Below are 10,738 nucleotides of genomic sequence, written 5' to 3'. Positions count from 1 at the left end.
GGCCGTCGACCACCCGGCGGCCGGACCACGGCGCGCGGGCGTAGTAGGCGTCGTCGCGCCGCCATGACGCGACCGTGGCCACGCTCTCGATGGCGCCCAGCCGGCCCGCGTGCACCGCGTCGAACAGGGTCTGTGCGGCCAGCGAGCCGAGCGCCTGGAAGCCGACCTGGCACGACCGGCCCGCGGACAGCACCGCCGCCTGCAGGGTCGCGTGCGCCTCGACCGTCGGCACCGGCGGCTTCTCCAGCAGCAGGTCGCAGCCCGCGGCCAGGGCGTCCAGGGCGATCGGCAGGTGGGTGTGCGGCGGCGTGCAGATCACCACGACGTCGGGGGCCGCGGTCGCGAGCAGCTCGCGGTGGTCGGTGAAGACCGCGGCGCCGGGTGGGACCGGCGGGTCCGGGTCTATCGCCTGTACGTCGGCCAGCGCCACCAACCGCACCGACCCCGTCCGCTCGAGCTCGGCGATCCGCCGCCGGTGCGACCGCCCGTGCCCGTTCGCGCCGATCAATGCCACTGTCGCCGTCATGCCGCACCTGCCAAAGTCGCCTCGACACCGTGTTTGTCCAGCGCGGTCAGCCATTCGACGACCAGCGCCCGTACCGTCTCGTCGGTGGCCAGCTCGGGCGGGAACACCGTGTCCAGCCCGAACAGTGCGTGCGCCACGCCCGCCGGGGTGGATGGCGCGGCGGCCAGCCGTTCGCGGATCCGGTCCGCCAGCGGGTCGTCGAGCGGCAGCGCCTGCCCGTCGTCCGCCGTGCCCTGCACGTAGCGCATCCACGCCGCGACGACCAGGGCCGCCCAGCGGGGTGATGCTCCGGCCGCGCGCCGGTCGGCGATCGTGTGCAGCACGCGCTGCGGCAGCTTCTGGGTGCCGTCCATCGCCACCTGCCGGGTGCGGTGCGCGATGGCCGGGTCGGCGAACCGGTCCAGCACCGAGTCCCCGTAACCGACGACCGAGACGCCGGGCGGCGGCTCGAGGCTGCCGGCCACGTCCTCCGCGACGAAGCGGGTCATCGCCGCGCGCATCCCGGGGATCTCCAGGGCGGCCGCGATGGTCTCCCGCCCGGCCAGCGCCCCGAGGTACGCGACAGCCGAGTGCACCCCGTTGAGCGTACGCAACTTGAGCCGCTCCCACGGTCCGGCATCGTCGGTCAGCACCGCACCGGCGGCCTCCCAGGCGGGCCGCCCACCGGGGAAACGGTCCTCGATCACCCACTGCCGGTACGGCTCCCCGTGCACCGCCGCCAGGTCCCGCGCACCGAGCGCGGCTGCCGCCAGCTCCAGCGTCGCCGGCGTGCTCGCGGGCACGATGCGGTCCACCATGGACCCGGGGAACGTCACGCTCGCGCCCAGCCACTCACCGAAGCCGGCCGAATCTCCCGCCACCAGCTCCCGGGCCTGTTCCACCAGGCTGCGCACCCGGCGCCCGTTCGAGGGCAGGTTGTCGCAGCTGAGCACCGCGATCGGACCGGCGTCGGCGCGGCAGCGGGCGAGCAGGCCGCGCAGCAGCAGTCCGGGGATCGTCACCGGCGCCCGGTCGGTGTTCAGGTCGGCCCGCAGGTCCGCGTCGACGGTGAGCCGGCCGGTCGACGGGTCGAGCCGGTAGCCCTTCTCGGTGATGGTCAGCGTCACCACCCGTACCGCTGGATCGGCCAGCAGGGCGACCACCGCGCCGGGATCCGCCGCCGCATGCCGCACGCCCGCCAGGGAGCCGACCACCCGGGTGCCGGCGCCTTCGCCGGACATCGTGGTCACGCTGAACAGCCGGTCCTGGGCCCAGAGGTCGGCGACGATCTGCGCGGAGCGCGGCGCCACGCCGATGATGCCCCAGTCACCGCCGGCCGCGGCGATCGCCTCCTCGGTGTAGACCGCCTGGTGCGCCCGGTGGAAAGCGCCGAGGCCCAGGTGCACGATCCCGGCCGGTACGTCGCCGGGGCGCACGAGCGGATGGCTGCCCGCCGGCAGCCGGCTCAGGGACCCCAGCCCCAGCAGCGGCGTGGTGGTCACCGCCATGCCGGTCCATCGGGGAAGGAGAACTCCGCGATCGAGGCGGGACGCATGGTGGCGCTGTAACCGGGCTGGTCCGGCAGCAGGTAGCGGCCCTCGCGGGTGCGTACCGGATCCTCGAAGTGCTCGTGCAGGTGGTCCACGTACTCGATCATGCGGCCCTCCAGGGCCGTGCCGACCCGCAGGTAGTCGAAGATCGCCACGTGCTGGACCAGTTCGCACAGCCCGACCCCGCCCGCGTGCGGGCAGACCGGGATGCCGAACTTGGCCGCCAGCAGCAGTTCGGCCAGCACCTCGTTGACGCCGGCCACCCGGCACGCGTCGACCTGCATGACGCCGATCGCCCGGGCCTGCAGCAGCTGCTTGAAGATCACCCGGTTGGCGGCGACCTCACCGGTCGCCACCCGGCAGGCGCCGCCGGTGAGCTCGTCGACGGCGCGCCGGATCCGGGCGTGGCCGAGCACGTCGTCGGCGTGCGTCGGCTCCTCGATCCAGTACGGGCCGAACGCGGCGAGCCGGGTCATCGCGACGATCGCCTCGTCGACGTCCCACACCTGGTTGGCGTCCATCATCAGCAGCGCGTCGGGGCCGATCTCCTCGCGGATGATGGCCGCCCGCCGGACGTCGTCGTCGAGGTCACCGCCGACCTTCATCTTCATGGCCCGCCAGCCCTGGTCGTACGCGGTCCGGGCCAGCGCCCGCACCTTGTCGTCCGGGTAGCCCAGCCAGCCCACCGAGGTCGTGTACGACGGGAAGCCGTCGCGGGCCACGTCGGCGAGGCGCTCGGCCAGGCCCACCCGGCCCTTGTCGAGGATCGCCGCCGCCTCGGCCGGGGTCAGCGCGTCGCTGATGTGGTGGAAGTCGACGCAGGCGACGAGCTCCTCGGTGGACATCTCGGCGAGCAGCTGCCACAGCGGCGCCCCGGCGGACTTGGCCCGCAGGTCCCACACCGCGTTGACCAGTGCCCCGGTGGCCAGCTGGATGACGCCCTTCTCGGGGCCGAGCCAGCGCAGCTGCGGGTCCGCGGTCAGGCTCCGGACGAACGCGGCCGGCCCGGCGGCCAGCTCGCTCAGCGTCCGCCCGACCACGTGGTGGCTCAGCGCCCGGACCGCCGCGCAGGTCAGCTCGTTGCCGCGGCCGTTGGTGAAGGTGAAGCCGGCACCGACGTGCGGCCCGTCGGTGCGCAGCTCCGCGTACGTGGCCGAGTAGTCGCCGCGGTTGATGGCATCGGAGCCGTCGCCGGTCCTCGACGTCGGGAACCGGACGTCGTGCACGTCGACCTCGACGATCCTGGTCACAGCCGGAACACCTTCTTCGGCAGGTGGTAGGCCAGGTCGGCGATGGTCTCGGCGGCCTCGTCGAGGGGCAGCCGCTCCTCGGCGACCAGCCGGGCCAGGTACGCCGCGTCGGTCCGCCGGGCGACCTCGTGCCGGACCGGGATCGAGCAGAAGGCCCGGGTGTCGTCGGTGAAGCCCGCGGTGTTGTAGAAGCCGGCCGTCTCGGTTACCGCGTCCCGGAACCGGCGCAGCCCGTCCGGTGAGTCGAGGAACCACCAGGGCGCGCCGAGGTAGAGCGCGGCGTACCCACCGGCGAGCGGGGCCAGCTCCCGGGTGAAGGTGTCCTCGTCCAGGGTGAAGAGCACCACCCGCAGCCGCGGGTCGTTGCCGTACGCGTCGAGCAGCGGCGTCAGGGCGTGCACGAAGTCCGTGGCCTGCGGGATGTCGCCGCCGACGTCGCGGCCGTGCCCGGTGTGCAGGCTCTTGTTGTGGTTGCGGACGGCACCGGGGTGCAGCTGCATGACCAGCCCGTCTTCGATCGACATCCGGGCGAACTCGACCAGCATGTGCGCACGGAACTCTTCGGCGTCGGCCGCCGAGGCGCGCCCGCGCAGGCCGCGTTCGTACAGCCGGGCGGCTTCGGCGGCGGGGAGTCGCACCGTACGGGCGGTGAGGTGCCCATGGTCGGAGGAGGTCGCGCCGGCGGCCTTGAACGCCTGCCGCCGGGACCACAGCGCGGCCAGGTAGCCCCGGTAGGTCGTGGTGTCCTCGCCGGTCAGCTCACCGAGCCGGGCGATCCGCTCGGCCCAGCCCTCGAACTCCATGTCCACCACGTCGTCGGGGCGGAACGTGGTGATCACCCGGCCGCCGGGGCCGCCCCAGCCGTCGGCTTCGAGCTTGGCGTGCCGGGTCAGCTCGTCCAGCGGCGACTCCGTGGTGGCCAGCACCTCGATGCCGAACTTCTCGAACAGCGCCCGGGGCCGGAAGGCGGGCTCGGCGAGCTTGGCGGCGATCTCGTCGTAGATCGCGTCGCCGGTCGCCGGGCCGAACCGGGTGGTCACCCCGAAGACCGAGGCGAAGGTGCGTTCCAGCCAGAGCCGCGACGGCGTACCGCGGAACAGGTGCCAGTTGTCCGCGAGCAGCCGCCAGATCGCGCGCGGGTCGGTCTCGACCGGGTCACCGGTACGGCTGGGCACGCCCAGCCGCGCGAGCGGGATGCCCTGGCTGAGCAGCATCCGGGTGATGTAGTGGTCCGGGACGATGATCAGCCGGGCCGGGTCGGGGAACGGTTCGTCCTCGGCGAGCAGGCCGGGATCGACGTGGCCGTGCGGCGAGATCAGCGGCAGGCCGGCCACGAGCGCGTAGAGCTCACGGGCGATGTCGCGCTGGCGGGGTTCGGCCGCGAACAGCAGGTCTGACATGAACACCTCGTCGGGAAGGGACGGCTGAGGGCAGGTCGGGCTCAGGGCAGGTCGAGCAGGTCGGCCACGCGGACCGGGGCCCCGGTCTCGATGGAACGGTTCGCGGCGAGACCGGTGAGCAGGGCGAGCGCGCCGTCGCGGGCGGTGGCGGAACGCTCGAGCGGGTCCTTGGCCGCGCCGAAGAGCACGTCGGTCATCCGCGAGTCGGCGCCGCCGTGCCCGGACCGCGAGTACCCCGCCGGCAACGGCAGCTCACGCGGCGGCGCCCAGAACGGCCGCAGGGTCAGCGTGGCCCGGCCCTGTTCCTCGGCCTCGGTCACGCCGTGGATCGCGGCCCCCTTGACCTCGCCCGCACCCGCCGCGCTGACGTGGTCGCTCTCGACCACCTCCAGCTCCAGGCGGCCCCGGCTGCCGTTGACCATCAGCCGGTAACCCTCCCAGGGCGCGTACGCGGTCAGGTGGTAGGTCATCGTGGCGCCGGTGTCGTAGCGCACCAGCACCGCCATGTCGTCCTCGATCGTCACGCCGGGCGCGAAGACGTTCTGGTCGCGCCGGTAGCCGTCGTCGGCCTCGGCGTCGAGGTACAGCTCGCGCAGCCGGGGGTTGTCCCGCAGGCGCAGGGCGAACGGGTCGCCCTCGGCGGCGGGGGCGTCGTGGGCGCGCTCGTAGTCGCGGGCGTAGCCGTGGCGCTGCCCGGTCTCGCCGTAGAAGAAGAGCCGGCCGTCGGCGTACACCTGGGCCGGCTCGGCGCCGAGCCACCAGTTGACCAGGTCGAAGTGGTGGCCGGACTTGTGCACGAGCAGGCCGCCGGAGTTGGCCTTGTCGCGGTGCCAGCGCCGGAAGTAGTCGGCGCCGTGCCGCACGTCGAGCAGCCATTCGAAGTGCACGGACCCGATCTCGCCGATCTCACCGGCGGCCAGCACCTCGCGGACGGCCTCGTGCAGCGGGTTGAAGCGGTAGTTGAACGCCACCTGGACCCGCTTGCCGGTGCGCTCGACCGCGTCCAGGATGCGCCGGCAGCCTTCGGCGTCGACCGTCATCGGCTTCTCGGTGATGACGTCGCACCCGGCTTCCAGCGCGGCCACCACGTAGTCGGCGTGAGTCCGGTCGACGCTGGTGACCAGCACCTCGTCGACCCGTTCGGCGGCCAGCATGGTGGTGAACTCCGCCGCCGGGTACGTGGGCACCGCCGGTACGCCCAGCCCGGTCAGCCAGCGGTTGTGCGCCGCCATCCGGCTCGGGTTGACGTCGGCCAGGGCGACCAGCTCGGCCGTGCCGGCGTGGTCGACGGCCAGGGCCCGCAGGAACATCTCGGCCCGGGCCCCGGTACCGACCAGTGCGTAGCGCCGTCGTGCGTCCACCGCGTCTCCTCACTGCAAACGTTTGCAGCAGAACTAAACACGTCGATCGCTTGCCGTCAAGAATTCAGGGCGGCTACGTCCCCTTTTATGCTAATCAGCAACCGTGACCTGGACCTGCAATGCGGACAGCCGTCATGAACCTGCAACAAAAGGCCGTTGACACAGCTACAACCGTTTGCATTAATTGGCCCCCAGAGTGACCCCGACCACAGGGCACCCCCATCGAAGGAAGGGCCGGCGTGCCAGCCACGATTCGCGACGTCGCACGGGAGTCCGGAGTCCACATCTCCACGGTCTCCCGCACGTTCTCGGCGCCGCACCTGGTCAACCCGGACACCCGTACCCGCGTGCTGGCCTGTGCCGAGCAGCTCGGCTACCGGCCCAACCGCGCCGCCCGGGCCCTGATCACCGGGCGCACCTACAACGTCGGCCTGATCGTGGCCGACATCGCCAACCCGTTCTTCCCGCCGCTGATCAAGGCGGCCGAGAGCCAGGCCCGGCAGCGCGACTACCACATCTTCGTCGCGGACTCCAACGAGGACGCCGCGGTCGAGGAGGACCTGGTCCGCGCCCTGGCCAAGCAGGTCGACGGCATCCTGCTGTGCAGCCCGCGAATGAGCAACAGCCTGATCGAGCTGCTCAGCCGGGAGGTGCCGCTGGTCGTGATCAACCGGCAGATCACCGGCCTGCCCACCGTCGTGATGGACGTGGCCCAGGGCGCCGGGCTCGCCGTCGACCACCTGGCCGGCCTCGGCCACCGCCGGATCGGCCTGATCGCCGGGCCGCGCGGCTCCTGGACCAGCAAGGAGATCCGGCGCTCAGCCGCGCTGGCCGCCCGCGCGGGAGGCGCCGAGCTGACCGTCATCGGCCCCAACCCACCCACCGAGCATGGCGGCGCCGCCGTCGCCGAGCAGGTCCTGCGCAGCGGGGTCAGCGCGGTGCTCGCCTACAACGACCTCATGGCCATCGGCCTCATCGAGGGCCTGCACGCCCAGGGCGCGCGGGTCCCGGCGGACATCAGCGTCGTCGGCATCGACGACATCGCACTGAGCCGCCTCATCCATCCCAAGCTGACCACGGTGGCCACACCTGCCGCCGCCGCGGGAAGAGCGGCCGTCGACATGCTCCTCGCGCACGGAGACGACCGTCGTACCACTGCCCATGCGAGCCTTCAGACCGAATTGGTCATCCGCGACTCGACGGGACCGGGCCCGGATCCGCACAGCCATGCGGATCCGGGCAACGCGGCTGCCGCCGCCCCCGAAGCTGTCGCCTCCTACGCCAAGGAGTGAGCACCATGTACCCGGACAAAGCCCCGCCGACGGACGTGCGAACCACGCGCCGCCACGGTACCGCGACCCGACGGCGGCTTCTCGCCGCGGCCCTGGTCATACCCCTGGCTCTCGGGGCCGCCGCCTGCGGCGGCGACGACGACGAGTCCAGCGACCCCAACAAGCCCGTCGAGCTGTCCTTCTTCTGGTGGGGCGCGGAGAACCGCGCCACGCTGACCGAGAAGGCGCTCAACCTCTACACCCAGAAACACCCGAACGTGACCTTCAAGAAGACCTGGCAGGCCAACCAGGGCTACTTCGACAAGCTGGCCACGCTCACCGCCGGCGGCAACGCCCCCGACGTGTTCCAGATCGACGACAACTTCATCGCCGAGTACGCCGGTCGCAACGTCACCCTGGACCTGACGCCGTACGCGGGCGACGGGCGGCTCGACCTGACGAAGTTCCCGCCCGGCCTGAAGGACTACGGCATCGTCGACGGCAAGCTCGCCGGCGTGGCCTTCGGCGAGAACACCCAGGGCCTGGTCTTCAACAAGACCCTGCTGGACAAGTTCAAGCTGCCCGCCCCCACCACGGGGATGAGCTGGGAGGACCACATCGCCTGGGCGGAGAACGTCTCCAAGGTCGCCAAGGTGCCCGGCACCCAGGACGCCAGCGCCGTCTACCAGGCCTTCTGGGTCTGGCTCCGGCAGCAGGGCAAGGACCTGTACAAGGGCAAGGAGCTCGGCTTCACCGAGCAGGACGTCACCGCCTGGTTCGACCTCTGGAAGGGGGCCCGGGACCGCGGCGCCACCCCCACCCCGGACGTCATCCACGAGGGCAACGCCACCGACATCAGCAAGCAGCTGGTGGTCACCGGCAAGGCCGCGACCTCGTGGGTCTGGGCCAACCAGATGCCCGAGCTGAAGAAGAACACCAAGGACGAGCTCGGCGTGGTGGCGTACCCCGGCGACCAGAAGGCCCAGTGGGCGCGCGCGTCGATGTACTTCTCGGTGTTCCGCGGCAGCCCGCACAAGGAGCAGGCCGTGGACGTGCTGAACTTCCTGGCCAACGACCCGGAGGCCGGCAAGATCCTGGGCACCGACCGGGGCCTGCCGTCCAACCTCGAGGTGCGCCAGGTGGTGGCCGACAGCGTCACCGACCCGAGCATGAAGCAGACCATCGCGGTGCAGACCGAGCTGGGCAAGACCTTCAGCTCGGCGCCGTCCGTACCGCTCAAGGGGCACAGCAAGCTGCGCAGTGAACTGATCCGGATCGCCGAGGAGGTCCAGTACGGCCGCCAGACCCCGGCCCAGGGTGGCACCGCGTTCATCGCCGCGGCCAAGGCCGCGATCGGTCAGGGCTGACGACAGTCGTGACTACGGTGCGAACGGCCCAGAGCCGGATCGACCCCGCCGGCCCGGACCCTGCTGGTCAGCAGGGCCCGGGCCACCGGCGCGGGAAGCGGCACTCCGAGAATCTGCCCGGATACCTGTTCCTGTCCCCGTGGCTGATCGGGCTGCTCGCGATCACGGCTGTCCCGATGCTGCTCTCGCTCTACCTCAGCTTCACCGACTACGACGTGCTCACGCCGCTGTCGGAGGCGAACTGGGTGGGCTGGGACAACTACCGGCAGATGTTCACGTCGGACCCGACCTACTGGCACGCGGTCCAGGTCACCCTGACCTTCGCGCTGGTCGCCGTGCCGCTCAAGCTGGCGGCCGCGCTCGGCGTGGCCCTGCTGCTCAACCGGGCCATGCGTGGCATCGGCGTGTTCCGCGGGCTGTTCTACCTGCCGTCGCTGCTGGGCGGCAGTGTGGCGCTGGCCATCGTGTGGGTCAGCATGTTCAACCGCGACGGCGCCTTCAACTCGTTCCTGGGGTTGTTCGGCATCGAGGGCGCGCCCTGGGTCAACGACCCGAAGTGGGCGCTGGAGACCCTGATGCTGCTGGCCATCTGGCAGTTCGGCGCGCCCATGGTGATCTTCCTGGCCGGGCTCAAGCAGGTGCCGACGGAGCTGTACGAGGCCGCCTCGGTCGACGGCGCCGGGCGGTGGCGGCAGTTCCGCAACGTCACCCTGCCGATGCTGTCCCCGGTGATCTTCTTCAACCTGGTGCTGGAGACGATCAACGGCTTCCAGGGCTTCACGTCCGCCTTCGTGCTCAGCAACGGCACCGGCGGGCCGGTCGACTCCACCCTGATGTACACGCTGAACCTCTACATCAAGGGCTTCGTCGAGCTGGACATGGGTTACGCCTCGGCCATGGCCTGGGTGTTCCTGCTCGCGATCGGCCTGATCACGGTGGTGCTGTTCCGCACCGGCCGGTTCTGGGTCCACTACTCCGACGCCGAGGAGCACTGATGCGCGGCCGGCTGCGCCTGCTCGTCCTGATCCTGATCCTGCTGGTGGTGCTCTACCCGCTGATCTGGATGGTGGGGACGTCCTTCAAGTCACCCGAGGAGATCGCCAGCAACATCGGGCTGCTGCCGGAGAGCTTCACGCCGGGCAACTTCAGCTCCGGCTGGCAGAAGTTCGACGTCAACTTCGGCCGGTTCTTCCTCAACAGCGCGATGGTCTCCGGGCTGACCGTGCTCGGCAACACGGTGTCCTGCCTGCTGGCCGCGTACGCCTTCGGCCGGCTGCGGTTCCGGATGCGCAAGTTCTGGTTCTCGATCATGATCGCGACCCTGCTGCTGCCCGGGCACGTGCTGATCATCCCGCAGTACATCCTGTTCCGGAACCTCGGCTGGGTCGGCGGCGAGTGGCCGTACCTGCCGCTGCTGGTGCCGCAGTTCCTGGCCACCGAGGCGTTCTTCGTGTTCCTGATGGTGCAGTTCATGCGGGGCATCCCGCGCGAACTGGACGAGGCCGCGAAGATCGACGGCGCGTCGCCGTACTCGATCTTCCAGCACGTCATCCTGCCGCTGAGCCGGCCGGCCCTGGTGACCACGGCGATCTTCTCGTTCATCTGGACCTGGAACGACTTCTTCCGGCAGCTCGTGTTCCTGTCGGAACTGCAGGACTACACGGCACCGGTGGCGCTGACGCTGTTCATCGACTCGACGAGCGAGAGCTCGGTGGGGCCGATGTTCGCGATGTCGCTGCTGTCGCTGGTCCCGGTGTTCCTGTTCTTCGTGGCGTTCCAGCGCATGCTCGTCGAGGGCATCAACACCAGCGGGCTCAAGGGATGAGGCGCGACTGGCGCGAGACCGTCCGGATCGCCACCGACCTGGCCCTGCTGGGCTTCCTGGTCACCCTGGCGGCGCTGCCGCTGGTCACGGCGGGCGCCGCGCTGGCGGCCGGCAGCGCGGCGGTGCACCACCACCTGGAGCACGACCGGTGGCCGACCGTCCGCGCGAGCTGGGCGACGTTCCGGGCGCCAGCGCGCGCCGGAACGTCG

Annotated in this window: 9 protein-coding genes and 1 pseudogene; 5 read left to right on the top strand and 5 right to left on the bottom strand. The window is 71.3% G+C overall.

The features are described from left to right. The 5 genes from AB0C29_RS17600 to AB0C29_RS17580 form a co-directional block, all read right to left on the bottom strand. Nucleotides 1-526: Gfo/Idh/MocA family oxidoreductase (locus AB0C29_RS17600; protein ID WP_360821334.1), on the bottom strand; the 526-nt coding region annotated here is incomplete at its 3' end. After that, on the bottom strand, nucleotides 523-2,013 hold the full coding sequence (locus AB0C29_RS17595) for a mannitol dehydrogenase family protein (RefSeq protein ID WP_360821332.1): 1,491 nt from the start codon (nucleotides 2,011-2,013) through the stop codon (nucleotides 523-525). The genes AB0C29_RS17600 and AB0C29_RS17595, both read right to left, overlap by 4 nt. Further along, on the bottom strand, nucleotides 2,004-3,305 hold the full coding sequence (locus AB0C29_RS17590; RefSeq protein ID WP_360821330.1) for an enolase C-terminal domain-like protein: 1,302 nt from the start codon (nucleotides 3,303-3,305) through the stop codon (nucleotides 2,004-2,006). Before AB0C29_RS17590 ends, AB0C29_RS17595 begins: the two co-directional genes overlap by 10 nt. Next, the gene (gene uxaC / locus AB0C29_RS17585) at nucleotides 3,302-4,705 is read right to left on the bottom strand and encodes a glucuronate isomerase (RefSeq protein WP_360821328.1); all 1,404 of its coding nucleotides are present in this window, start codon (nucleotides 4,703-4,705) and stop codon (nucleotides 3,302-3,304) included. Before uxaC ends, AB0C29_RS17590 begins: the two co-directional genes overlap by 4 nt. Nucleotides 4,706-4,746: 41 nt before the next feature. After that, entirely contained in the window at nucleotides 4,747-6,066 is a 1,320-nt protein-coding gene (locus tag AB0C29_RS17580) for a Gfo/Idh/MocA family oxidoreductase (RefSeq protein WP_360821326.1), read from the bottom strand. Nucleotides 6,067-6,305: 239 nt separating this feature from the next. Here AB0C29_RS17580 and AB0C29_RS17575 point away from each other — a divergent pair, with 239 nt between their 5' ends. The 5 genes and pseudogenes from AB0C29_RS17575 to AB0C29_RS17555 all read left to right on the top strand — a co-directional run. Beyond that, on the top strand, nucleotides 6,306-7,358 hold the full coding sequence (locus AB0C29_RS17575; protein WP_360821324.1) for a LacI family DNA-binding transcriptional regulator: 1,053 nt from the start codon (nucleotides 6,306-6,308) through the stop codon (nucleotides 7,356-7,358). 5 nt (nucleotides 7,359-7,363) lie between these two features. Beyond that, nucleotides 7,364-8,704 (top strand): extracellular solute-binding protein, encoded by a 1,341-nt coding sequence (locus AB0C29_RS17570; protein ID WP_360821322.1) that lies wholly within the window; start codon nucleotides 7,364-7,366, stop codon nucleotides 8,702-8,704. Nucleotides 8,705-8,817: 113 nt separating this feature from the next. Beyond that, entirely contained in the window at nucleotides 8,818-9,699 is an 882-nt protein-coding gene (locus AB0C29_RS17565) for a sugar ABC transporter permease (RefSeq protein WP_360821336.1), read from the top strand. Beyond that, the gene (locus tag AB0C29_RS17560) at nucleotides 9,699-10,529 is read left to right on the top strand and encodes a carbohydrate ABC transporter permease (protein WP_360821320.1); all 831 of its coding nucleotides are present in this window, start codon (nucleotides 9,699-9,701) and stop codon (nucleotides 10,527-10,529) included. The genes AB0C29_RS17565 and AB0C29_RS17560 overlap by 1 nt, the downstream gene beginning before the upstream one ends. Continuing rightward, nucleotides 10,526-10,738, top strand: a pseudogene (locus tag AB0C29_RS17555) (hypothetical protein); the annotation flags it as partial. The gene AB0C29_RS17560 and the pseudogene AB0C29_RS17555, both read left to right, overlap by 4 nt.

The sequence above is a fragment of the Actinoplanes sp. NPDC048791 genome, from assembly GCF_040650095.1.
Taxonomy (GTDB): Bacteria; Actinomycetota; Actinomycetes; order Mycobacteriales; family Micromonosporaceae; genus Actinoplanes.
Note: the sequence above shows the minus strand (reverse complement) of the source record. Positions and strands in the feature narration are given on the sequence as shown.

Coding starts and splice junctions, on each gene's coding strand:
- AB0C29_RS17560 (WP_360821320.1), top strand. CDS start 9,699: ATGCGCGGCCGGCTGCGCCTGCTCGTCCTGATCCTGATCCTGCTGGTG.
- AB0C29_RS17595 (WP_360821332.1), bottom strand. CDS start 2,013: ATGGCGGTGACCACCACGCCGCTGCTGGGGCTGGGGTCCCTGAGCCGG.
- uxaC (WP_360821328.1), bottom strand. CDS start 4,705: ATGTCAGACCTGCTGTTCGCGGCCGAACCCCGCCAGCGCGACATCGCC.
- AB0C29_RS17570 (WP_360821322.1), top strand. CDS start 7,364: ATGTACCCGGACAAAGCCCCGCCGACGGACGTGCGAACCACGCGCCGC.